The sequence below is a fragment of the Vibrio mytili genome (genome assembly GCF_049563345.1).
In the GTDB taxonomy this organism is placed as follows: domain Bacteria; phylum Pseudomonadota; class Gammaproteobacteria; order Enterobacterales; family Vibrionaceae; genus Vibrio; species Vibrio mytili.
The window spans coordinates 88,175-110,895 of the sequence record NZ_CP110482.1 but is presented as its reverse complement, the minus strand read 5'-3'; the positions used below and the strand labels follow the sequence as shown (position 1 = coordinate 110,895).

The following is a 22,721-nucleotide window of genomic DNA, read 5'->3' as shown; positions in this document are numbered from 1 at the left end:
AGCGAAGAATTTTAGCTATGCTATAATCCGCCACTATTTAAGAATTGAGTCAAATTACCATGAGCATTAAAACTGATATTCAAAAGCTGCACAACCGCGTAGATAACTGCCAACGTAAACTCGATGCAGCTCGGACTCGCGGTGATCACGAAATGATTTCTAAGTTTACTGACGAAGTTGAGCAGTTAACGAAAAAGCTTAATCAATTGAAACATAAGCAGAGTTACGAGCTAAATAAAGAGCGTAAGAGCCTGTTAGATATGCCATTTTCTCGTGAAATAACCAAAGAAGAACAGGCGGATATTGGTAAGCTCAAGAAGCGCGTTCGCGGCCTTGTGATTGTTCACCCGCTGACAAAAGTTGGCAAAGAACTGCGTCTAGATGTGATGACAGGGTTTGCTCCAAAAGAGTTCTAACAACACTGTTCTATACTCGCATATTAGAAAGCCCAAGCTACGTGACGCTTGGGCTTTTTTGTATTCGAAGTTCCGAAGTGAGATGCCTATGCTTTCTGTCTCATTAGCTAATACCAATCACAGTAAATAAGTGATCAGAAATAGCGTAGGAAAAATGCTTGAGAACAAGGCGCTATTTTTCGATAAGTAGTTATTCTACAATCAACCTACTTTATAAACGAAAAAGGCAACGAAGTTATCGAGTATTTTAACAAGCTAGAATGACCAGTTATTTACTACGATTGGTATAAATAACTGTGTTCAATGCACTTCATCAATACTCACCATTGCTTCTACCAACGGTGATTTATCCGTCATAAATATTTATGACAACTGCTGTAGCTTGTGCTCTACAACAGGATCGCCTGGCGCTAATTGTTGCGCGACTTCCAGTAGCTTTACCGCATCCTTAGGGTTTTCTTCCTGATGCTTGATAGCAATATCCACTAAAGGCTGAATATCAATTTGCGCTTGATGCTCCTTTACGTGCTCTTTTTTCTCTTCACGCAACACCTTGTGAGCCTTACTCAGGAGCCCAAGTCGATGTTTAGAATAACCATTCGCTTCGTTGAGGCTTTGATAATAATCCTCTTTTAAGCGTAGTGTTTTAGTTTGGTGGCGGAATTGGGCAATGTCTATTTGCTGGTGACGGATGAAGTCGACAGCCACTTGCTTATAAAACCCAAACTTACTCAAATACGTTGCATGAGTACCATGACCCATTCCAAACACTCTAAGATGCTTTAGCTCTGGATAGCGTTTTGCATGACGTTTATCAATATCATTTGTTGGATCATAAATGATATAACCTTTAGCATCACCAAGGTCGAGATCGTGGTAATTACCCTTCCAATCAAACTGCTGCGCCAGTTCTGTACTCGAACGGTCATCCCACGGGACGATATCTTTATTTTTCGTACTCACAGGATGAAACAATAACACTTGATCCAGCCTAAGCAGCTTGGCAAAAGCACCAACTGCAAAACCTCCCCGACTTAACCCATAGCCCAGACGGCTCTCGAAAGGTTCCAGTAATGTTGAAAGTTGTTCAAGGAAGAAAATCAAATTTCGGCTGCGAAACCAATTGCTTTTACCAAGATGTTGAAAAGATATAACGTTAACATGCTGTTTTTGGGCTAGTTTGTAGCCCCAAGGCGCGAAATCCGAGTGTAAGTCCTGTACTTGAAAATTCGTACCGGCAGGGGAAAATGTAAACAATAACGGTTTATTGAGATCGACAAATTCATATTTAACGAAGACATCATCAAGTAAGTCTTCCCCAGTCATCGGTAAGCTGGTTTGTTGGTCTTCTCGAGTAAGTGTCAACCATTCATCCAACCAGTACAGTAACTTCATTTATCCTCCATCTAAATTGCGCCTAGCAATTGTGTTAAAAATCTAGTTTTTAGTGTGTGTGATTTCCTTGAAACAGGAACCCTGATACTCATCCTCTTTTAAAAACAAAGCCGTTGTTTGCTCATTAAATTGGGCAATATCTATCTGTTGATGGCGGATGAACTCCTCCGCCACCAGGTTAAAAAAATCCGATTTATTTCCTTGTACAGTTTGTGTGCCGTGTCCCATACCGATAACCCTGAGATGAATTAACTCTGGGTAACGCTCAGCATGCAGACGATCGATTTGATTGGTTGGATCATAGATAATATAGCCCTTCGCATTTCCCAACGCTCGATCACTATAATCGCTCTCCCAGTCATACTTTTGCGCCAGCTCTGTGCTGGGTCTATCATCCCAAGGCACCAACGTCTTATTCTTAGTACTAACAGGAGAAACTAGCAGGATATGGTTAAGTTTGAGTAGCTTGGAAAATGCACCTACGGCAAAACCACCCAAGCTCTGGCCATAACCCAGACGACAATTAAAAGATCCCAACAATTCAGATAACTGCTCTAGAAAGAAAATCAAATTGCGACTACGGAACCAGTTGTTCTTCCCTAAGTGTTGGAAGGAGATAATATTGACGTTAAATGACTGGATTAACTGATAACCCCAAGGTTTGAAATCCGCATCTAGGTCCTGTTCCTGTATATCAGTACCGGAAGGAGAGAAGGTGAAAATTAGTGGCTTAGTAAGATCGACGAATTCATACTTAACAAAGACATCATCAAGTAGATCTGCGCCAGTGATCGGTAGTCTGATTTGCTGCTTTTTGTGGGACAGGGTTAACCATTCATCTAATAAGTACAATAACTTCATTAACACCCTTCATAAATATACACATCTACTTGTCATCAACCCGACTTTAGCTCTTTTTTTAGGCGAAAAAAACCGCTGTAAGAACAGCGGTTTAATTTTTAAAAGTGGCGGAGAGATAGGGATTTGAACCCTAGATTAACGACTCTTCGTACCTTTAAGGCGCTGATATTAATAGCTTTTAATTTCCGCGCCTATCGAATGACTGGAAAGTTGACTCACATGGTTGATTGTATCTTATTTAGGGAATTCAGCAAACCAATGGCGTAAACCTGTTGGTTTATGTCTTTAAAATCCGACAACGTCGGTTGGTAGTTAAAGTACTACAGGATTGCTTGGTGATCACACTTCACGGCCGGCATTTCTAAGGCAGAAATCTCCCGGTTCGCCGAGGGACTTGATTGAAAAGATATGGCTTACAATACATCATATTCAAAGCGACAGCCACGCCATCAGGAAGATCTTAGATTTGGTTTGAACCAGCCTCTGCACAAAAACGGTGGTCTCGCCCTGAAGTGATCTTGGCTTCACGATCTATCAGGGTATGAAGCAACCCACCTTGAAGCTCGATTGGGTCTGACTGGATATACCTTCCAAGACTCGGGTCATAATCACGATAAAACTGATTTTTTATCTTCCGAGCCTTCCAAAAAGTTCCATCAATTTTCGAGTCCTTTTAAAGTTACGTCTACTTAAAGAGACATAAAATCCACCATTTCTATTTACTTTACTCTGTATTGTCTTTGGACTAATTTCGTTCAGTTTAATCTCATTCATATTTTATTATTCACCAGAATTGCTTTTACAAATCAAGTATGCAGCGAACGCAAAAGCTGGCAAAACGCACTTCCACCACAACCGTCACCAGGTTTTGGGAGTTCAGGAGGTATATAATCAGTATCAAACTATTTTGCATGACTAAGGAAAGCGAGTATCCCCCCTAAAAAAATAAATAGACGCATCGATTGCCTGCTTTTTACCAAATATTGAAGAGTAATAGTAATTATTCTTAGATATGAATTCATACCTTTTGCCAACGTACATTGTTTTTTTCGATGAGCATTACTTCCTTGATTGATGATGTACATATCATTTATTTTTATATCAATTTTTGGGTCTATAGGTGACAGCCTTTATAATCGTTTATCGAATTAAGCTTTGAGAAAACGATAAATAAATTTCATTGTAAGTCCCATAGTGCTTAATTCTTAAACGACATACTGAGTTTCAGGCATACTTAGCCCCACAAGATTTTGTTCAACGCTTTGACCATTGCGTTAGCCTCGCCAACCTGAGCGTTGTATTCCCTTAGGCTTAATTTGACAAAAGAAGTGTGTCCTAAATCTTAGGTTGACACACAATGGAGCAAAGGTGAGCCAGCGAAATTACGCTGACTCTTATTGGATTTTGAAAGTAAGTCGTTCACAATATATTGAGCCCAAAGATATCTTTCACATCAAACAGGACTTTGTCCGTCTTCTCCCGTGAAATTTTGCTTCCTTTAGCTAAGATATCAACCAGTTGAGCCTTATCATTTAGAAACTCAACTCTTCTCTCTCTTATGGGGCGTAGCAATTCTTGCAAACACTCTTCCAGTACTTTCTTCGTTGCACCATCGCCAAGCCCCCCACGCCGATAGTGCTCTTTTAGCCGGTTGATATAGTCCTCATCAGGGTGAAAGGCATCAAGGTAAGTGAACACAACATTCCCTTCAACATTGCCAGGGTCTTCAACCTGTAGGTGGTTAGGATCGGTATACATCGATTTTACAGCTGCCGAGATTTCTTTTTCAGTAGAACCAAGATTAATGGTGTTACCCATCGACTTAGACATCTTATTTTTTCCATCAGTACTAGGAAGCCGCGATGCATTACTTAGTAAAGGTCTGCACTCATTTAAAACAATACGTCCTGCTAGAGAGTTAACTTTTCTCACTATCTCATTAGTTTGCTCAAGCATTGGCAACTGGTCATCTCCAACGGGAACCAAGGAGGCGTTAAACCCAGTTATATCAGCAGCTTGTGATATAGGATATGTTAAAAAACCAGCTGGGATAGATCGTTCAAACCCTTTGTTCTGGATTTCACTTTTTACTGTAGGATTTCGCTCTAACCGACTGATGGTTACAAGATTACTGTAATACATAGTCAATTCAGCAAGAGCAGGAAGTTGTGACTGAAGGCAAATAGTTGTTTTAGAGCAATCGATACCAACAGCTAGATAATCAGCAACGACATTTAGAATGTTGGATGATACTTTTTTAGGATTATGAGCATTAGCATTGTCAGTTAGACCTTGCATATCAGCAACAAGGATCGTTTGCTCGTGCATGGACTGTAAAGCGACGCGCTGCTTTAAAGAACCGACATAGTGACCTAGATGCAACGGGCCCGTAGCTCTATCACCGGTCAAGATGATTTCTGGCTTATCCGTATTTGGTTTTGTGTTCATGAAGATACCTCCAAGTTAAAACAGAACGCTACTGGAGATACAAAAGAGATTACATTCTTAGCTACCTACCAGCAGCTAAAGAATGTAAGAATTCTGTGCCGCTCTAAATAGAGCGCCACCAGAAGAAGAATGATGTAGTCATTGAAATATATATCATGCCTTTAATCTAACAATAATCTTTTAAAAACTCTATCCCTTTACCATAACTGACATTAGAAATTAATTCGTTCAAAGCCGAAGTGCTCAAAGATGTAACTTGATTGACCTGAGAAGCTTAGGGACAGTTTCGTGCCAGCCGAGAGCTCGCTGACACGTTGATGAACAAAAGTTTGCCAGCAACTTTGCTAAATTAGCGATTCATGAATAACTACAGGTATGGGAAGTCGCTTAATTCAGTGCGCAGTTTTGATGGTAAACATTACCATTTTCAGGTTTAAGTTTTTCAGAGAGAACATATCACTGAGATGACGAGCAACAGTCGATTCGTGCACTTCTTCGAGTTGCTGCTTCTGTTGAGGAATCAGTATTATTTTCATGGCGCGTAGCATGATTCTGATTTCATCGAAAATCAAGCATCTTCAATAAAAACAGGTATAAATTAGAATAACATTAAAAGTTATTTTATATCGTTAGAACACACACTTAAAATTCGCCAAGTAATAACTTAAACCTAGCTCTGTTAATTGAATCTTATTATGCACCAAACTGATAAATGAATTTTTATCACAATACATTAAAACTATTCTAGGATCAGAAGTTAGCCATGATACATGCCTCTTCCTCACCTCGGATAATTCCATATTGCCTCGAGGTTGGTGTACCAACTCGTGAAGTAAATAAATCACATCCGACCGGATTGAACTAGCAGTAAACATCTTCGCCAATAAACCTTTTATGTTTAGCTAGCACTCAAACCTCGTGTAATAATGAACCAAAACACTCGGTCCAATCTTGTTGAAACTGATTGATAGCCTCATCGACACACGAATTAGTCATCATTTTATAAGCGATATCAACAGGAATAGTTACACTTGAATTGCCAACACTCAGACAATCAATAACTTGCTTCGTATTTTTAAAACTCGCACCTAAAACCTGACACAATTGAGCATGATTGGAAAGTAAATGAGAAATACTATTAACCGTTTCGATTGCATTTCCGGAAAGCATATCAATTCTATTAATATAAGGAGCGACAAATGATGCCCCTGCGAACGCCGCCATAATCGCTTGTTGTGAAGAGTATATAGCTGTACCTAATGTAATAATTCCTTCTTTTTTTAGTACTTTGATCGCTTTTACTCCCTGCATAGTGACAGGAACTTTCACCACAAAATTGTCGACTATCTGATTAAGCTTACGTGCTTCTTCTACCATTTCATCACAGTTCTGACTGAGTACCTGACCAAAAATCAATCCATTGCCACTCAAAGCTTCATGAATTTTGGGGAGTAGTGTTGCCATCTTTTCTCCCGATTTCGCCACGATAGTAGGATTAGTTGTTACCCCTGAGATAGGTAAAAAATCTGATAGTGTTTTGATCTGTTCAACATTACTGGTATCAAGATAAATAGCCATATTTAATTTCTCCAATTAAATGTAAAAAGGCTAATACAGGTGTTAAGGAGCAAGGGGGAACCTGTATTAGCGTATAATAAGTTTTAAATAACTAATAAATACCAGCTTGATGAATAGAGCTAATATTCACAACACCTAAAAAGACTTTACTATCTCTCTCAATAACGGGTAGCGCGGTAATCGAGTGTTTATGCATATCGTCTATGGCTTGACTGCATAATTGGTCAGAGAAAGAATATTTGAAACTTGCTGTCATAACGTCGCTAATTGGCAGCATTAAGTCATATCCCAGGTGAATCGTTCTGCGTAAATCACCATCAGTAAAAACCCCAACGACGTTGGTCTCTGATACGATTGCGATCAACCCCAGCCCGGTATTACACATTAAGGATATCGCATCAGCAATTTTTGTATTAAGACTACAAAATGACTGTTGCTGCCTATCGCCGATTAATCTATCCATAGTGAGTAACAAAGTATTACCTAAAGTTCCCGCTGGATGTGATAAGGCAAAATCATGTTTGCTAAACCCTCTCATTGTCATGACTGTAAGAGCGATAGCATCACCCAGAATCAAAGTGTTAACCGTACTCGCACTTGGAGCTAGCCCTAATGGACAAGCCTCTTTATCGACAGCCGTTGATATACGATAGGTACATTGATTGGCTAAAAAGCTATTGAGGTTTTGTGTTATCGCAACTGTAGCAACAGCTTTTTTTGTCAAGATAGGTGACATTACTTTGAATTCTTGTGCTTCCCCTGAATTCGACATAAAGATCATCATGTCAGAAGATTCAACCATCCCTAAATCACCATGCAAAGCTTCGCTCATATGAATAAAAAATGAAGGTGTTCCGGTTGATGCAAAGGTAGCTGCGATTTTCTTCCCAATATGCCCCGACTTCCCGATCCCAGAAATGATGACTTTACCTTTACAATCCAGTATCGCTTGACAAATGGTGACTAAATTATTGTCTACCGTGTTTATGAGTTTACTTGCTTGGTCTAGCTCTTCTCGAATGATGTTAAGAGCAGTAGAGAGTACTGTTTCAGTAATATTTATTTCTTCCATTCTTTAAACAACCTTTCACTTTGAAAGCTCTTTTGTATTTACCCCTGTTATTTTTTTAAAATATATTCATTTTATTCCTATTTCAATCGCCTAAAAATTTTCATTGTTAGTTCACACAAAAAATACAATCATAACTTATTGTTTTTAATAGATTAATAAATTAACTTAAATTTTCATTACTTTCATTTTGATTTCATTTATTTTCACTATGTGAGCAACATCACTTTCAAAGTAAAAGTTAGTGTGCATAATCTCGTCACCAAATAACGAAAAGGTGAAACAAATGGATACAATAATTTTAGGAGCGGAATGGTTTATAGGACTGTTTCAGAAGGGTGGAGAAACATTGCTGGGTATGATGACAGGCATCCTTCCACTCTTGATTTCACTGCTTTGTGCAATGAATGCGCTTATTGCGTTTGTTGGTGAACATCGAGTAGAAAAACTGGCCGGTAAATGTGCGAACAACCCTGTCTCCCGTTACTTAATTCTACCGGTAGTGGGCACTTTCATTTTTTGTAATCCGATGACGCTTTCATTAGGTAAATTTTTGCCTGAGCGTTACAAACCAAGCTATTACGCTGCGGGTTCTTATTCCTGCCACTCTATGAATGGTCTTTTCCCACATGTAAACCCAGGTGAACTATTCGTTTATCTCGGTATCGCTAGCGGAATTACAACATTAGGTTTGCCCTTGGCACCTCTGGCTGTCGCTTATTTGATTGTTGGCGTTATCTCGAATTTCTTTAGAGGTTGGGTAACAGACTTTACAACCATGATGGTTGAAAAACAGCAGAATATTCAATTAGACCGTGAAGTACATTTCGATTAATGAGGAAATGATAATGACTACCACATTAAAAATTAAAGCAGGGAAAGGCGGCTGGGGTAAAGAGCTTATTGTCGACTTTCCAAAAAACAAAAAAATCATGTACATGGTTGGCGGAACACGCCCAGCTCTGGTTGACCGTTTGGTTGAATTAACTGGACTCGAAGCTGTCGATGGATTTGCAGATGGCTGTGAATACTCAGATATGGCTGTAGCGGTTATTGATTGCGGCGGTTCAATGCGTTGTGGGTTATATCCTAAAAACAACGTCCCTACTCTAAATGTTATGCCTACGGGTAAGTCCGGTGTCATGGCAAAATACATCAACGAAAACAACTATGTGTCTAATGTAGATGTCGACTGTGTCAGCCTTGCAGATGAATCTGAAACGGCCACCAAAACTGCATCTGAAATGTCAGGTGAGGTTTCAATCGATTCGAGCGGCGGCGCGACCCTCAGTGGAGGTAATTTTATTGATACCAATAAAAAGTTAACCGAACAGTCTGATGGTTTACTGGCTCGTATCGGTATGGCGATGGGTAATGTCATGGCCGTATTTTTTCAGGCAGGCCGCGACACTATTGACACTGTGATTTCAACCATTATTCCATTCATGGCATTTGTTTCTATGCTCATCGGGATAATTTTAGCGAGCGGCATCGGGGATACCATTGCTCATGTACTCGTACCACTAGCAACCAACCCTGTTGGTTTGATTATCCTTGCGTTGATATGTTCGTTCCCATTTTTATCTCCTTTTTTAGGGCCTGGCGCAGTCATCGCTCAAGTTATTGGCGTCTTGATCGGTACACAAATAGGACTCGGAAACATTCCGCCACACCTCGCACTACCAGCACTGTTCGCGATCAATGCTCAGGCCGCTTGCGACTTCATTCCAGTAGGTTTAGGCCTTGCTGAAGCAAAACCAGAAACTGTTCGAGTAGGCGTTCCCTCTGTTCTTTATGGAAGGTTCTTAACAGGTGCACCGACGGTGTTACTAGCATGGTTTGCATCAATGTTTATTTACAACTAGGGATATAAAAATGAGCTTATATAACGTTGAGATTGTTCAAGTTGGTAACAGTGCTTTGGAAGCATTAGAAGACGATATGCTTATCTTATTTAACAACTCTGTACCTGCTGATGCAGCGGAGTTTTGCTTTGTACATACCCACGATGAATTAAAAGGTGAAATCACTGTAGGTGGCGAAGTTGTGATTGATAACACAAGTTACCCGATAACCGCTGTCGGTGACGCTGTTAATCAAAATCTGGGGAATTTGGGACACATTACGTTGCGATTTGATTCAGCGAGTCAAGCTGATTTCGTTGGCAGCCTTCATTTAGCCGGAGCTCAGCCAAATACACTGAGCGTTGGTTCAACTATTAGCTTTAATTAATTTTTTGGAAGGTGCGTCTCTAGCACCTCCTCTTTTAAGGAGATTCGTTATGAAAACAGCAGTCGTTATAGGTGGTGGTCAAACTCTGGGTGAATATCTTTGCAAAGGTCTTTCTGGAGAAGGATACAAAGTCGGTGTGGCTGATATCAATGCACAAAATGCATCAAAAGTGGCAGATGATATCTGTACATTGCAAGGTGAAGGGATGTCTGTTGGAGTGAAAGTTGACGCCACTGACGAACAAAGCGTAGCAGAGGCATTTAAAACCATTAAAGACAAACTTGGTAGTATCGATGTATTGGTATACAGCGCAGGTGTAGCCAAAGCGACAAAAATTACTGATTTTACACTTCAAGATTTTAATTTTAATGTGAACGTAAATCTAAACGGTTACTTCTTGTGTGCACGTGAAGCTGCACGCTACATGGTAGAGCAAGGAAATGGCGGACGTATTATTCAAATCAATAGTAAGTCAGGAAAAGTGGGCAGCAAACATAATGCTGGTTATAGCTCTGCTAAATTTGGTGGGGTTGGCTTAACTCAATCTATTGCACTTGATCTTGCGGATGACAAAATAACGGTGAATAGCCTGATGTTAGGCAACTTGCTTGAATCTCCGATGTTCCAGAGCCTGATTCCGCAATACGCGAAAAAGCTCGGACTTGAAGAACATGAAGTCATGAAACATTACATTGATAAAGTGCCACTAAAAGCGGGTTGTGGATACGACGATGTTTTAAATGTCCTTAAATTCTACATTAGCGAAGGTGCTAAATACTGCACTGGGCAGTCCATTAACATTACCGGTGGTCAAGTAATGTTCTAATGTCTACCCATTGGTATGTAAGGGGCTGGAAAGCTCCTTACATTTAAGTAATTTAGGGCCTTCACCTCATGAATATAATACTTACCGTTGGATTTCTACTCATCATGTGTTTGGGAACAAGATTATTTCTAAACTATATGAGAATCACGCCGAAGGTAAAAACAAAAGAAAACCACATCAATAATCAGTAGAATGTGTTGATCATACTAAAAGTAATGACACGGACTTTCTATCATTACTTTTATCAACCAATGCATGCAGCCATAATATAAAGGTGACCTATGGAACCGACTTCTTTATTAATCATCGTAGCTATTGTTGCCTGGGCTGCACAGATAGGTATGAGTTTTTTTCAAGTTCGTGCTTTTAACAGAATGATTCAATCAATGGCAAAAAAAGGCAACGTTAAGATCGGACGAACTAAAAGTCGCTGGAAAGCCAGAACAATTGTGGTTTTAGTGGAAGGAAATGATGGCGCGATTATTGATGCTAGAGTACTCAATGGAATGACGGTCTTTGCCCGTCCCAAAGCACTACCCGAGCTTATTGGTTATGCTTTTCCGTTGGATAAAAAACGGTTGCACGGACTTAGCCAAGGCACTATAGAAGCGATTGACGTGGCCTTTCAGAATGAATAAAAAGCTTTCAAATCACTTTCAAATCGTTAAGGTTCTAGTGTAAAATGGTTTAAAACTAATCGGCAGACAGAATGATGAGTATAGATAGCAGACAAAATCAGTTGGTTTCATACCTTCAACAACATGGCAAAACAGCCGTAAATGACCTTGCATCCATCTTTCAGACCTCAGGGGCAACCATTAGAAGTGATTTAAGATCTTTAGAGGAAAAAGGCATCGTTGCAAGGCGGTATGGCAGTGCAGAAGCGATTAAATCTAATCATTCCAACGTCAGTGTTTCTGAAGATATTGCTATGGATGAAAAGAAAACTCTGAATTTGAACAAAAAAATCCGAATAGCAAAAAAAGCAGCCGAGTTAGTACGCGATGGAGACTCCATTATCTTAGACTGTGGAAGTACCACTCTACAAATGGTTCCTGAGTTCGATAAAATTATGTCATTGACTTTAATGACAAATAGCATGGATATTGTGCAGGCCATGAATGAGTTGAACTCCGAGCATACTGTTATTATGCCCGGCGGAACTTATCGCAAACGTTCAGCTTCATTTCACGGCACTTTAGCTGAAAGTGCTTTTAGTCATTTTACATTCGATAAACTGTTTATTGGCGCTGATGGTTTTGATTTGATGCAAGGTTGTACGACTTACAATGAGGCCTACCAAGTCAGTCAAGCTATGTGTAAGTCTGCAAATCAAATTATTGTCGTACTCGATTCATCAAAATTTGGCCGTAAAAGTCCGAATATTGTTGTACCAATTGATTTGATTGATGTTGTCGTGACTGACGATGAACTGTCTGAAGAACATTTACTGGGACTAAAAGATAAAGATATTACCGTTCATCTTGTGTGATATTTTTTATTTTGAAAATTTCTTTGATGATTGAAATCACAATTCAAAACACTACTTCTGTTTAAAAAGCAATTCTGTATCAAAATAGCTCCTATGATGTACAAGTTTATGTGTGAACTTTATGGAGTATTTCACTCTCAGCGCTGAGTGGTTTTTCGGGCTTTTTCACAAAGGCGGGGAAGTCCTTTTAGACATGATGACCGACATCCTGCCGCTACTCATTTGTTTGTTGGTTGCCATGAATTCGTTAATACGTTTTATCGGCCAACACAGAATTGAAAAACTGGCTGCGAAATGTGCTAGCAATCCAGTAACCCGGTACCTCATTCTTCCTTTTTTGGGAACATTTGTTTTTTGTAACCCAATGACACTTAGTTTAGGAAAGTTTCTTCCTGAACGTTATAAACCTTCTTACTATGCTTCTGCTTCCTTTAGCTGCCATACCATGAATGGTATGTTTCCTCATGTAAATCCTGGTGAGTTATTCATTTACCTTGGTGTGGCTAATGGGCTTAGCCAACTTGGCTTATCCTTAGCTCCGCTGGCTATGGGGTATTTACTAGTTGGTTTAGTTTCAAATTTTTTTAGAGGCTGGGTCACTGATTTTACTACTGCCATGATATCTAAGCAGCAAGGTAAGGCTCTTTCGGATACCGTGGATTTTTCTGTAAAAGGTAATCAGGCATGAAACAATCGTTAAAGGTCATTGCAGGAAATAACGGTTGGGGTGGCCCACTTTACATCCCTATTATTTCCGGAAAAAAAGTACTCTATATCACTGGAGGGTCTAAGCCTACCGTTGTAGATTATATCTGCCAAATTACTGGGCTTGAGTCCGTTGATGGATTTAAAAATATTATTGCGGATGAAGATGTTGCCTTAGTCGTCATTGATTGTGGTGGAACTCTTCGATGTGGTTTATACCCGAAGAAAAACCTATATACCCTTAATATCCATGCGACCGGGAAATCGGGACCACTTGCTCAATTCATTCATGAAAGCATCTATGTGTCATCGGTTAACGAAGCTTGTGTCACTCTTGTTGATGTAAACAATGAGTCGGCAAAAGAGAGTGAAGAGCATACAACGCACAAACCGGCGCAATCCAAAAATCAGGCTATATCCTATGATACGACTAAAAAACTCAGTGAACAGAGCGGAGGTGTGATAGCTCAAGTTGGTATGTCGATGGGCAATATCATGTCCACATTTTATCAAGCTGGGCGAGACACCATTGATACCGTGCTCAAGACTATACTGCCTTTTATGGCGTTTGTTTCAATGTTAATAGGTGTGATCATTGCTTCTGGACTAGGAGACATCATTGCAAATTTGCTTAGTCCTTTGTCCACCAACCCAGTTGGATTAGTCTTGTTAGCATTGATCTGCTCATTTCCGTTATTTTCTCCCTTTTTGGGCCCCGGTGCTGTTATTGCTCAAGTGATTGGCGTAATAGTAGGTGTTCAAATAGGAGCAGGTGCGATTCCTCCTCATTTGGCACTACCTGCATTGTTTGCTATTAACTCACAAGCAGCCTGCGATTTTATCCCTGTAGGATTAGGACTTGCAGAAGCTAAACAAGAAACTATAGAGATTGGGGTTCCTTCCGTACTGTATTCTAGATTTATCACTGGTGCTCCAACAGTATTGTTGGCATGGTTCGTTTCTATGTTCATTTACCACTAAGTGATCTCAATGTCTTTACAATTTAAAGCCACCATAATAGATATCGGCACCTTAGCGAATGAGTCATTAGAAGAGAACATGCTAATTCTGTTCAATCAAAGTGCGCCAGAAGATGTTAAGGAGTATTGCTTCATTCACGATCAAGGAATAGATGCCGGAGTTATAAGCACACAAAGCACTTTATTGATTGCTGAAAATGATTTTATTGTTACAGCGGTTGGAAGCGCAGTGAGTCAAAATTTAGCCAACCTGGGCCATATAACAATAAAGTTTGATGGCCAACTTGAGCCAGAACAACCAGGAACTGTTCATGTCATTGGGAATTGCCCAAGAAGTATAAACATTGGTGATGAAATTATATTCGGCTAGATCTAACAGTGTCTATTAACTACAATTGTCACCTCTTATTCGGCTATAGGATTCATCATGCCATTACCAAAAATACCTTCAATTCAGGGGGGGTACACACCGCTCTATCGAAAGCCATAACTTTCACTGGTAGAGTTAACGCTAGTATTGATATCAAGAGCTTCTTCATCATTATTGCCCTCCCATAACAGCTTGCACCTCAAAGTTGCACGACTTTTGGTGTTCCTTATAGCTTCGCCCCATTGTTATCGCCCCAGCGATCTGCTCATGGAACAAATCATAAGCTTTTAAACGCTCACGAGTGTTCATTTGCATTGCTGTTATTTTATTTGTGTACTTAAATGCCTCCTCACCGCCAATGCACATAGAGCACTCAATCGCTCTCAATGAGAGGCGTGCATTATTTCTTGACGCTTTTTTATCATTTGCTTGGGTTAGCTTTAACTGATTAACTTTAGCTGTTTGGAGTAAAACCAATCTCATGGCTTCTTGGTCTATATAGTTGATGGTTATGAATCTTTGAATATCATCTCTCACTCCGTCCCCATCTGAGTCGATACCCGCCAACGTCATATCATTTCCCGGGCCAGGATCTGGTGGAAGGTGAGTGATTAATGGGTTTTCCAAAATTGTTAGAATTGCCGATAAAGGTGAAGGGAGAACTTTTTAGACTTACCAGCTTTTAACTCTCGAACTTGAATTGTTCCATAGGAGCGTCTAAAGGAACATTGACGGTCACTGTTATTTCATATGATTTAGTTTATAGTGTGTCTTCAATAATACTAGGAGTTATACTCACCCACCTCTGCAACTCTGGGACAACATAAAGCTTTATGCCTTCCACATCAGCCCCATTTGCCACTTCTAACTTTATCTGTTGTGCCTGGCCTTGACCGATATTGATATCCAGAAAATCAGTAGACCATGTTATTTTGTCAATTGCATGAGCCGATATTGAGAACAATATCGCGCATAATATTAGAAACGTTTTGTTCATATTTTCTTCCTTGACTGACATTGGAAGTATGATTTTAGAAATAATTAATGTTATTTACGAACCAAGTTGCTTATCGTCTCGCATATAAATTCCATTTCACTTTATTTCATTATTTTCCTAGTTACATCTCGGCATTAAACGGCCCATTCTCTAACACCTAATCGTGGACAAATATCTTCATTCACTCAGGTAATTTTTGGACAATCGCTCTTGCAACATTTTGGTTTGCTCATCGACGCACTTAGCACAAGCAGACATTTGTAAGAGAGGAGTAAGGTCTTATATTAAGCTAAGGCGTCATCCTTGCTCCTTCAGTATCAAATTCAATGCTAACCCAAATTGTAGTAGTCCATGAAATTATCAAAATTAGTACAACCGATACAATCAAGTTACCCAATTAGGCACACCTTTGAACTCCAACATTATCGAAGACAATTCGATTCTTAACCATGTTTCGCATCAGTTGCAGCAGGATACCTATGCAATTATGAGAAACGGCATGGATTGTTACAGGATGGAGTTGGGAGTTTTCGAGATCGGCCTCATGACAGCCGACATAAAGAAAAGTAAGGTGATTCCGGTGTCACGATCTGCCATTGAGTAATTGCGTTAACGCAGAATGGGGCATAAATGTGCTAGCGGTGCTCGTGCTGGCACGTCTCTGGACAAAAATGTACCCGTGCTTTTACTAATGTAGCCGACCACCAATAACTGGAAGTATTGCAAAGAAAGTTATGGACAGCTAGGCTTGCGCTAGCTAGAACGCCTGACTTTGGGTGCACATTAAACATGAACCTTTGATTATGCTAACGCAAAATCGATATTTAATTTGATGGAGATAGAGAATGAACGGCAGTTGGGCTAACTTCTTTCCGTACTTTGCTGGAGCTTTTAAGCTTATTGTATTGGGTATTGGAGGCTACTTAGCTATTAAATGGCATTTTGATGAAGAGGCGAGAGTGAGAGAAGAAGAAGGCGTTGTATTTGATAGGTCAAGCTACATGAAAAAGATGGCAATGATACTAGTCTTTCTAGTCACTCTAGTGGTTTTAGTGATTTATGCTACTAACTGGTTTCTCGACTGACGGGCTGTATTGATACGAAATGCTTTCACCTAGTGTGTTAACACCGTCAGTTTGTTGCGGTTTACTACTACTCGTATCGTGCTTTATCTCTCCTAGCGCTTTAGTAATCGATTTGTTTTCACCACGAACACGACTGGATTAACTTATTGTTACTTAGTTTTTCAAGGAACAAGCGGCGCACCGCGTTTATGGCATCTCTCGCATACTTCCGCGTTTTTACCTTCTAAAATAGAATAATACGATTTTGGCGATGCATATTTAAAGATACGCCACACGAGCTTCACCAACTTGCATTAGGCATCTTGATTAATATGAATAGGCAGATTGGCAATCCGATATGTGCCACAACAACAATGGGCAATGCATTTCCAGTCCTGCGCTTATTGCGCTACTTGATTCTACGTATGCGCCCATAGTCCCACAGGGCGTTTTAGGGTTTCTGATTAATCTAGCAAAATACGAATATGATCAAGTATGGCAAAACCGTTTAACTGAATATCTATCTGACAGGTGCAGAAGAAAACAAATTGGAAACCAATCTGGATAAAAATCACCGTAAGCGTATCTATGCTCAATTACGGGTGGCATCCCTCAGTGAGCTTTTCCAAGTGTTCCTCAACCATATTATTACCCGATAAATTAACCTACTATCCCTTTAGGGATATATCGCACATAAGTTGCTGGATAGAGGCTATATGTTTTTGGGTAAATCAAGGTTGTCGTAGTCCAAATTTTTAGTGACTACTCACTATTAATACAGGAATGTTAAATTATAAAATCTGTTATATATAAATATTAGTAATCTGTATATTGATTTTTTACATCTCTATTTTTAGTGAACACCCTTCACATTTTCAATAATACGAATAAATTATTTCTATTCTAAAATTAATTTTATATATACATTTAACCATAAAATTAATAACCACGAGATACACAAAATGGATATTTTTAAGCATAAGATTTTACTTAGCTCTTCTTTAGTGCTAGCTATTTATCCAATGGTTGCATTTGCTAATAAGGATGTGAAATTGGGTAGTGATAGTGTAAAAATACTAAATGTTGATGGAAAGTCTTTTAAAGATTTAAATAAAAATGGCAAGCTGGAGCCGTATGAAGACTGGCGTCTTCCTCCAGAAGAAAGGTCTAGAAACCTAGTGTCGTTAATGACAGTAGAGGAAAAAGCTGGACTGATGATGCACGGTTCTGCACCGAGTTCAGGAATCTTAGGGCGCGGTTCAAGTTACGACCAAGAGAAAGCCAAAAAACTCATTGAAAACAATCATGTTTCCTATTTCATCACACCACTTAAAGGGGACGTCCCTAGCCATCTGGCTGAGCAAAACAACATATTACAGAAAATCGCGGAAGCGACTCGTTTAGGGATTCCAATTACCATCAGTTCAGACCCACGAAACTCATTCCAATATCTCGAAGGAGCCTCTATCGCTTCTGGTAAATTCAGTAAATGGCCTGAAACGCTAGGTATTGCAGCGATTAACGATGAAGCACTAACTGAAAAATACGCAGATACCGTACGTCAAGAATACCGCGCTGTAGGTATTACAGAGGCTTTATCACCTCAAGCAGATCTTGCCAGTGAACCTCGCTGGCCTCGCATTAGTGGTACTTTTGGTGAAGATCCTGAAGTGGTTGGTAATATGACACGAAGTTATATTACTGGTATGCAGTCTGGCTCAGAAGGGATTAATAAAGACAGTGTTATTACGATTCTGAAGCACTGGGTTGGATACGGTGCGGCTAAAGACGGATGGGATAGCCACAACTCCTACGGAAAATTTGCAGATTTCACATCAACATCGTTAGAAACACATATTGCTCCGTTTGTAGAAGCATTTAAAGCAAATCCAGCAGGTATTATGCCTACATATTCAATACTGCAGGGGGCTATGCATAATGGAAAAGAGCTCCCACAAGTCGGCGGAGGTTATAATCATTATCTCCTGCAAGATCTATTGCGAGATACTCATGGTTTCAAAGGCGTTGTCTTGAGCGATTGGCTGATAACAAGAGACTGTAAAGACGACTGCATAAACGGTTTCAAAGAAGGAGAAAAAGTCCTACCAAGAGGTATGCCTTGGGGCGTTGAAGATCTCTCCGTAGAAGAGCGTTTTGTAAGAGCTATCGACGCTGGTGTGGACCAGTTCGGCGGTGTAGTTGATTCACAGATAATCGTAAATGCTTTTAACAACAAAAAGGTAACAGAAAAACGTTTGGATGATTCTGTGCTCCGTTTGCTGGAACAAAAATTTAAGGTTGGTCTGTTTGAAAACCCTTATGTAGATGTTAAGAAAGCAGTTGACATCGTTGGCAATCAAGAGTTTTCTGCTTTAGCCAATATTGCTCAATTTAAGTCACTGGTATTGTTGAAAAACGATAACGTTCTACCACTTAAAACTGGCCTTAAAGTTTGGTTACACGGTGTGAACAAAGAAGTGGCCGAGAACTCTGGTTTTCACGTTGTTGATAAAGTCCAAGAAGCAGATATTGCGCTTATAAGAGCAACGACACCATTTGAAAGACCTCACAAAAATTACTACTTCGGTAAAAAGCATAATGAAGGTGCTTTGGATTTCAAACCTGATAATAAGGATTACTTAGCGATTAAAGAAGCGTCGAAGCATATACCGACTATCGTGACTATTTACCTTGATCGCCCAGCGATTATGACCAACGTGATAGAAGATTCCGATGCCTTAATTGCCAACTTTGGCGTGAGCGATGAAATGTTATTTAAGCGATTAACATCAGATGAAAATTATAGCGCTAAAACTCCATTCGAACTTCCGAGAACCATGCAGTCAGTTTTATCACAAGATCCAGCTAAACCTCATGATTCGAATTCCCCACTATTTCCAATCAATTATGGATTGAAAAATTAATATCGAAACCTCATAAATTAAAACTTTAATTAAATTACCTATATAATTTTTAACACCTTCATGGTTATTATAAATCCATACTCGATGTTTATACAGTTATGTATTTATCTTGAATGTAAAAAAGAGAGCGATATAGGTAGTCTATTTCACCTATCGCTCTCTTTTTAAGTGTGTCTATTTATTATTAATTATATTAGATGCTAGTTTTTGATATTCAGCTGTTTTCGGATTAGTTAGACCAGCAATGACAAAAGCACACATTGTACAGCTACCAACTAGATAAAAACTTCATATCATATCAGTGGTATTAGAATAATTAATCCAAAGCATGGAAAGTGGGATAACTTGGTGTTCAGTATTGATAGCGATACTCTTATTGTGGTGAATCACGCTTAATAAGACTCCAGTCTTCTTAAATTAGAATGCAGACTGTTCCGGCAAAATAACTGATTGTATTAGCTCATGTAGACACATCGTAAATGGCTCCCGCTTGTGGCTCTGTTTAAAAAAAGATGAGAGAGAATAGCTTATATCGTCACCTAGTTTTACGGCTGTCACTTTTGAACTGTCATACATAAAGTCAGGTAAAAATGAAACCGATGGTACGGTTTGAACAACTTCGTAAGCCGTAGATAACGAATCAACATATGCCACTTTTTTAGGTTCAAGTTTTAGCTTCTCTAAAAGGCGATAACGATGTTCATTCCAGGAAGGTAATCTGGACATAATCAGCAAATTATCAGGCACATCATCTAATTGAGTAATTTGCACATCGGGATGGCACGCTAAGTAGACATGGTATTTGCAAATATGCCTTTGAGTGATGCTTTTATTGGTTTCAAAGTCGCTAAAGTGCACACCAATATCTATGTCCCCCAAATCAATACCATCAAGGGAGTTCTTCCCCCAACGTTGGATATGAACTGTCGCTTGCGGAAAATGTTGAAGCAAAACTCTTGTCAATTTTGCCGCGGCATACTGATAAATATAAGAATTAAGCGCGATCACAATAGGCTGGGTATATTGCGAAAAATCAGTATGGGAAGTCGCAGCTTGCTTCAATACGTTCGCTATTTGATTGTAATGTTGCTCCACTTGCGGAGCGAGTTGTTGAACCAAAGGCGTCAGCTCCATACCCTGAGCACTTCGAATAAAAATCTGATCATTCAACTTTTCACGCAGCTTAGTGATATCTCGGCTAACGGCACTTTCAGACTTGTTAAGAATGTCCCCGACTTTCTTAAGACTCGGGTTGTGATAGAGCAGAACCATCGTTTTCATTAGCTCTAATGGCAAATCTACATAACGATTTTGTAATTCCATGCTTTGCTACCTTCTTGCAAAAAACGCAAGTCAATCTTAACTTTAACTATGTTTTTTACAAGGGCATTATCATATGAAATTGACCACACTAAGGTTATAAATATGAAAGTGAAAACTCTGACTCTAGCGCTAGCCTCTATCATGGCGTTAACAGCAACATCATCATTTGCAGCTAATAATGCTGATTTCAACTCTCCCTACATGAATGCGAAAGATACGCCACTAACCCACCTTCCAGAAAACGGTAATAAAGCAAAAGTAAATCAAGAAACTGCCGCATACTGGAACTTAGACGTGAACAGCACGCAGCGTGCTTCTTACGATGACCCAATTACAATAAACGTTGCCGATGGTATTTGGACTTTTGCCACTCGTTCAATTTTGAATGTAAGTGTCATTGAAGCACCTGAAGGTTTGATTGTTTTTGATACTGGTGACAATGGGCATGATGCAGCAGAGTTCTATGCCATGCTGCGTAAAGAAACAGATAAGCCTATTGCTGCAATCGTATATTCTCACGAGCACTATGTTTTCGGGGCGCGTTACTTCGTTGAACAAGAAGCAGCCCGTGGCAACAACAATATCAAAATCATCGGACACCATAATACCAATGCCTCGATCGCTAAAAATGGCGGTGCCGCATCCATCCACCCAGAAACTAGTGGCATAACAATCGGTCGTAGTATTGAGCAATTTAATGCTTATGCAACACCAGAGAAAGGTGACAATGCTGCATACAAGAACACCATCATGCCAGACCAAAGTGGTTTCGTGCCTGTGAACTTATCGCCAACTCGTGATGGTCAAACCATTAATGTTGCAGGCTTAGACATTGTGTTCTACATGGACGGTATCGCTACTGATACTGCAAATCAGCTAATGTCTTATATTCCAAGTAAAAAAGCAGTAGTGAACAACGTTCTTTGGGGATGGTTCCCGAATATCTACAGTGCTCGTGGTGGACGTTACCGCAATCCAAATGAGTGGATGAATGCGGTAGAGAAAATCAAAGAACTAAAACCAGAAATCGTCATGTCAACGCATTCAACTTCAATGGTTGGTAATGACAAAATTAATAAGCGCCTGAAAGATTACCACGATGGTTTAGCGTTTGTTCTTGACCAATCATTGAAACATATTGCATTAGGTCAAGGTCCGGACGAGCTTCGTTATAGCGTAAAACTACCTAAATACTTGGAAGAATCACCAATTCTTGTACAAAACTACGGTGAAGTATCCATCATGGGTCCACGTATTTTCACTGCACTATTTGGTCAATTTGATCGTAATGCAGCACATTTGAACAAGTTGCACCCACAAGACGAAGCGACACGTATGATCGCGGCAATGGGCGGCGAACAGAAAGTTTACAATCTAGCGAAAACCGCCTTCGATAACGGCGACTATTTATGGTCGGCGCAACTTTCTGATTTTCTGGTCAAGATCAATCCGACTAAAGAAAACAAAGAGTTAAAAGCTGACGCTCTTGAACAGATGGGTTACCGTGCAACATCAACTAACTCTCGTTCTTTCTATATGGCACAAGCGGCTGAACTTCGTGGACAAGTGAATATCATTAAGAACGTTCCAGCATTACCTGCAGCTATCATGAAAAATATCAACGATTACGTTGACTACTACCGTATTCGTATCAACCCAGAACGTTCAGGTGATACTCAGGCAACCATCAAATTCGATTTTGGTGACAGTCACGTTTACGGACTTGAAATCAGCCGAGCGGTAGTCAATTACCTTGATAATGCTGAAATGAGTAAAGCTGAATCAGATGTGACCGTACAAATGAAACCAGAAGTTTGGGCTGAAATTTACAATAACATCGCGACTTTTGATGACCTGCTAAAAGCTGGCAAGATTAAAGTCACTCAAGGTGGTAACGATAAAGCCTCTCAGCTAATGGGATTATTTGACCCTATTTATGATTGGAAAAACGATAAAGGCTTACAAGCTCTAGCAAAAATGCTTGGTCAGTCTGAAAAATAATTCGTTGTCATTTTTTCAGTAGTCGCCACTGGCGACTACT

22 protein-coding genes and 2 pseudogenes are annotated in these 22,721 nt (G+C 39.7%); 14 read left to right on the top strand and 10 right to left on the bottom strand.

Features of this window, described 5'->3' with window-relative positions:
* Window positions 1-59 precede the first annotated feature (59 nt).
* Window positions 60-416, top strand: coding sequence for a YibL family ribosome-associated protein (locus tag ONE56_RS14175; RefSeq protein ID WP_041156286.1), 357 nt, complete (start codon window positions 60-62; stop codon window positions 414-416).
* A 363-nt stretch (window positions 417-779) separates the two neighbouring features.
* On the opposite strand, the gene ONE56_RS14170 is transcribed toward ONE56_RS14175, so the two are convergent.
* The 7 genes and pseudogenes from ONE56_RS14170 to ONE56_RS14140 all read right to left on the bottom strand — a co-directional run bounded on the left by ONE56_RS14170 (window position 780) and on the right by ONE56_RS14140 (window position 7,770).
* The gene (locus ONE56_RS14170) at window positions 780-1,811 is read right to left on the bottom strand and encodes a cytosolic protein (protein ID WP_331438333.1); all 1,032 of its coding nucleotides are present in this window, start codon (window positions 1,809-1,811) and stop codon (window positions 780-782) included.
* Between the two features lie 42 nt (window positions 1,812-1,853).
* Window positions 1,854-2,672, bottom strand: coding sequence for a cytosolic protein (locus ONE56_RS14165; protein WP_423840870.1), 819 nt, complete (start codon window positions 2,670-2,672; stop codon window positions 1,854-1,856).
* 1,205 nt (window positions 2,673-3,877) lie between these two features.
* Window positions 3,878-3,990 (bottom strand): annotated as a pseudogene (locus ONE56_RS14160) (IS5/IS1182 family transposase); the annotation flags it as partial.
* A 101-nt stretch (window positions 3,991-4,091) separates the two neighbouring features.
* Window positions 4,092-5,120 (bottom strand): tryptophan--tRNA ligase, encoded by a 1,029-nt coding sequence (trpS, locus tag ONE56_RS14155; protein WP_423840869.1) that lies wholly within the window; start codon window positions 5,118-5,120, stop codon window positions 4,092-4,094.
* A gap of 392 nt (window positions 5,121-5,512) precedes the next feature.
* Complete coding sequence (locus ONE56_RS14150; protein WP_331437596.1) at window positions 5,513-5,656, bottom strand: hypothetical protein; 144 nt, start codon at window positions 5,654-5,656, stop codon at window positions 5,513-5,515.
* A 373-nt stretch (window positions 5,657-6,029) separates the two neighbouring features.
* Window positions 6,030-6,698 (bottom strand): transaldolase family protein, encoded by a 669-nt coding sequence (locus ONE56_RS14145; RefSeq protein ID WP_423840868.1) that lies wholly within the window; start codon window positions 6,696-6,698, stop codon window positions 6,030-6,032.
* Window positions 6,699-6,789: 91 nt separating this feature from the next.
* The gene (locus ONE56_RS14140) at window positions 6,790-7,770 is read right to left on the bottom strand and encodes a KpsF/GutQ family sugar-phosphate isomerase (RefSeq protein WP_423840867.1); all 981 of its coding nucleotides are present in this window, start codon (window positions 7,768-7,770) and stop codon (window positions 6,790-6,792) included.
* Window positions 7,771-8,053: 283 nt separating this feature from the next.
* Here ONE56_RS14140 and srlA (ONE56_RS14135) point away from each other — a divergent pair, with 283 nt between their 5' ends.
* From srlA (ONE56_RS14135) to ONE56_RS14095, 9 genes are all read left to right on the top strand, one after another.
* Window positions 8,054-8,602 carry a PTS glucitol/sorbitol transporter subunit IIC gene (gene srlA / locus ONE56_RS14135; RefSeq protein ID WP_423840866.1) on the top strand — a complete coding sequence of 183 codons (549 nt, stop codon included), beginning with the start codon at window positions 8,054-8,056 and terminating at the stop codon, window positions 8,600-8,602.
* Between the two features lie 13 nt (window positions 8,603-8,615).
* On the top strand, window positions 8,616-9,632 hold the full coding sequence (gene srlE / locus ONE56_RS14130) for a PTS glucitol/sorbitol transporter subunit IIB (protein WP_423840865.1): 1,017 nt from the start codon (window positions 8,616-8,618) through the stop codon (window positions 9,630-9,632).
* A gap of 10 nt (window positions 9,633-9,642) precedes the next feature.
* On the top strand, window positions 9,643-9,999 hold the full coding sequence (locus tag ONE56_RS14125; protein WP_423840864.1) for a PTS glucitol/sorbitol transporter subunit IIA: 357 nt from the start codon (window positions 9,643-9,645) through the stop codon (window positions 9,997-9,999).
* A gap of 49 nt (window positions 10,000-10,048) precedes the next feature.
* A complete protein-coding gene (srlD, locus tag ONE56_RS14120) occupies window positions 10,049-10,825 on the top strand; it encodes a sorbitol-6-phosphate dehydrogenase (RefSeq protein WP_423840863.1) in 777 nt (258 codons plus the stop codon).
* A gap of 281 nt (window positions 10,826-11,106) precedes the next feature.
* Window positions 11,107-11,463, top strand: a complete 357-nt coding sequence (locus tag ONE56_RS14115; protein ID WP_423840862.1) for a transcriptional regulator GutM — start codon at window positions 11,107-11,109, stop codon at window positions 11,461-11,463.
* 71 nt (window positions 11,464-11,534) lie between these two features.
* Window positions 11,535-12,317, top strand: coding sequence for a glucitol operon DNA-binding transcriptional repressor SrlR (gene srlR / locus ONE56_RS14110; RefSeq protein ID WP_423840861.1), 783 nt, complete (start codon window positions 11,535-11,537; stop codon window positions 12,315-12,317).
* A 121-nt stretch (window positions 12,318-12,438) separates the two neighbouring features.
* Window positions 12,439-13,005: a PTS glucitol/sorbitol transporter subunit IIC gene (gene srlA / locus ONE56_RS14105; RefSeq protein WP_423840860.1), complete on the top strand. Its 567-nt coding sequence runs from the start codon at window positions 12,439-12,441 to the stop codon at window positions 13,003-13,005.
* Entirely contained in the window at window positions 13,002-14,003 is a 1,002-nt protein-coding gene (gene srlE, locus ONE56_RS14100; protein WP_423840859.1) for a PTS glucitol/sorbitol transporter subunit IIB, read from the top strand. Before srlA (ONE56_RS14105) ends, srlE (ONE56_RS14100) begins: the two co-directional genes overlap by 4 nt.
* A 9-nt stretch (window positions 14,004-14,012) precedes the next feature.
* On the top strand, window positions 14,013-14,372 hold the full coding sequence (locus tag ONE56_RS14095; RefSeq protein WP_423840858.1) for a PTS glucitol/sorbitol transporter subunit IIA: 360 nt from the start codon (window positions 14,013-14,015) through the stop codon (window positions 14,370-14,372).
* Window positions 14,373-14,543: 171 nt separating this feature from the next.
* Here the strand turns inward: ONE56_RS14095 and ONE56_RS14090 are convergent, their stop codons facing one another.
* Together ONE56_RS14090 and ONE56_RS14085 are read right to left on the bottom strand one after the other, a co-directional pair.
* Entirely contained in the window at window positions 14,544-14,945 is a 402-nt protein-coding gene (locus tag ONE56_RS14090) for a hypothetical protein (protein WP_423840857.1), read from the bottom strand.
* 187 nt (window positions 14,946-15,132) lie between these two features.
* Window positions 15,133-15,369, bottom strand: a complete 237-nt coding sequence (locus ONE56_RS14085) for a hypothetical protein (RefSeq protein ID WP_423840856.1) — start codon at window positions 15,367-15,369, stop codon at window positions 15,133-15,135.
* Between the two features lie 845 nt (window positions 15,370-16,214).
* On the opposite strand from ONE56_RS14085, the gene ONE56_RS14080 reads away from it, so the two are divergent.
* The 3 genes and pseudogenes from ONE56_RS14080 to ONE56_RS14070 all read left to right on the top strand — a co-directional run bounded on the left by ONE56_RS14080 (window position 16,215) and on the right by ONE56_RS14070 (window position 19,357).
* Entirely contained in the window at window positions 16,215-16,454 is a 240-nt protein-coding gene (locus tag ONE56_RS14080; protein ID WP_423840855.1) for a hypothetical protein, read from the top strand.
* Between the two features lie 545 nt (window positions 16,455-16,999).
* Window positions 17,000-17,092: pseudogene (locus tag ONE56_RS14075) on the top strand (LuxR family transcriptional regulator); the annotation flags it as partial.
* Between the two features lie 303 nt (window positions 17,093-17,395).
* Window positions 17,396-19,357 (top strand): glycoside hydrolase family 3 protein, encoded by a 1,962-nt coding sequence (locus ONE56_RS14070; RefSeq protein WP_423840854.1) that lies wholly within the window; start codon window positions 17,396-17,398, stop codon window positions 19,355-19,357.
* Window positions 19,358-19,774: 417 nt separating this feature from the next.
* Here the strand turns inward: ONE56_RS14070 and ONE56_RS14065 are convergent, their stop codons facing one another.
* Window positions 19,775-20,680, bottom strand: a complete 906-nt coding sequence (locus ONE56_RS14065) for a LysR family transcriptional regulator (RefSeq protein ID WP_423840853.1) — start codon at window positions 20,678-20,680, stop codon at window positions 19,775-19,777.
* A gap of 102 nt (window positions 20,681-20,782) precedes the next feature.
* Here ONE56_RS14065 and ONE56_RS14060 point away from each other — a divergent pair, with 102 nt between their 5' ends.
* Window positions 20,783-22,681, top strand: coding sequence for an alkyl sulfatase dimerization domain-containing protein (locus tag ONE56_RS14060; RefSeq protein WP_423840852.1), 1,899 nt, complete (start codon window positions 20,783-20,785; stop codon window positions 22,679-22,681).
* Window positions 22,682-22,721: the final 40 nt, after the last annotated feature.

Bases quoted from the DNA above. Each gene is read 5' to 3' on its own strand.
- ONE56_RS14065 (WP_423840853.1), bottom strand. From the start codon at position 20,680: ATGGAATTACAAAATCGTTATGTAGATTTGCCATTAGAGCTAATGAAA.
- ONE56_RS14115 (WP_423840862.1), top strand. From the start codon at position 11,107: ATGGAACCGACTTCTTTATTAATCATCGTAGCTATTGTTGCCTGGGCT.
- ONE56_RS14150 (WP_331437596.1), bottom strand. From the start codon at position 5,656: ATGAAAATAATACTGATTCCTCAACAGAAGCAGCAACTCGAAGAAGTG.
- ONE56_RS14085 (WP_423840856.1), bottom strand. From the start codon at position 15,369: ATGAACAAAACGTTTCTAATATTATGCGCGATATTGTTCTCAATATCG.
- srlA (WP_423840866.1), top strand. From the start codon at position 8,054: ATGGATACAATAATTTTAGGAGCGGAATGGTTTATAGGACTGTTTCAG.
- ONE56_RS14090 (WP_423840857.1), bottom strand. From the start codon at position 14,945: ATGACGTTGGCGGGTATCGACTCAGATGGGGACGGAGTGAGAGATGAT.
- srlE (WP_423840865.1), top strand. From the start codon at position 8,616: ATGACTACCACATTAAAAATTAAAGCAGGGAAAGGCGGCTGGGGTAAA.
- ONE56_RS14145 (WP_423840868.1), bottom strand. From the start codon at position 6,698: ATGGCTATTTATCTTGATACCAGTAATGTTGAACAGATCAAAACACTA.
- ONE56_RS14140 (WP_423840867.1), bottom strand. From the start codon at position 7,770: ATGGAAGAAATAAATATTACTGAAACAGTACTCTCTACTGCTCTTAAC.
- srlA (WP_423840860.1), top strand. From the start codon at position 12,439: ATGGAGTATTTCACTCTCAGCGCTGAGTGGTTTTTCGGGCTTTTTCAC.
- ONE56_RS14070 (WP_423840854.1), top strand. From the start codon at position 17,396: ATGGATATTTTTAAGCATAAGATTTTACTTAGCTCTTCTTTAGTGCTA.
- ONE56_RS14095 (WP_423840858.1), top strand. From the start codon at position 14,013: ATGTCTTTACAATTTAAAGCCACCATAATAGATATCGGCACCTTAGCG.
- srlR (WP_423840861.1), top strand. From the start codon at position 11,535: ATGATGAGTATAGATAGCAGACAAAATCAGTTGGTTTCATACCTTCAA.
- trpS (WP_423840869.1), bottom strand. From the start codon at position 5,120: ATGAACACAAAACCAAATACGGATAAGCCAGAAATCATCTTGACCGGT.
- srlD (WP_423840863.1), top strand. From the start codon at position 10,049: ATGAAAACAGCAGTCGTTATAGGTGGTGGTCAAACTCTGGGTGAATAT.
- ONE56_RS14175 (WP_041156286.1), top strand. From the start codon at position 60: ATGAGCATTAAAACTGATATTCAAAAGCTGCACAACCGCGTAGATAAC.
- ONE56_RS14125 (WP_423840864.1), top strand. From the start codon at position 9,643: ATGAGCTTATATAACGTTGAGATTGTTCAAGTTGGTAACAGTGCTTTG.
- ONE56_RS14080 (WP_423840855.1), top strand. From the start codon at position 16,215: ATGAACGGCAGTTGGGCTAACTTCTTTCCGTACTTTGCTGGAGCTTTT.
- ONE56_RS14165 (WP_423840870.1), bottom strand. From the start codon at position 2,672: ATGAAGTTATTGTACTTATTAGATGAATGGTTAACCCTGTCCCACAAA.
- ONE56_RS14170 (WP_331438333.1), bottom strand. From the start codon at position 1,811: ATGAAGTTACTGTACTGGTTGGATGAATGGTTGACACTTACTCGAGAA.
- srlE (WP_423840859.1), top strand. From the start codon at position 13,002: ATGAAACAATCGTTAAAGGTCATTGCAGGAAATAACGGTTGGGGTGGC.
- ONE56_RS14060 (WP_423840852.1), top strand. From the start codon at position 20,783: ATGAAAGTGAAAACTCTGACTCTAGCGCTAGCCTCTATCATGGCGTTA.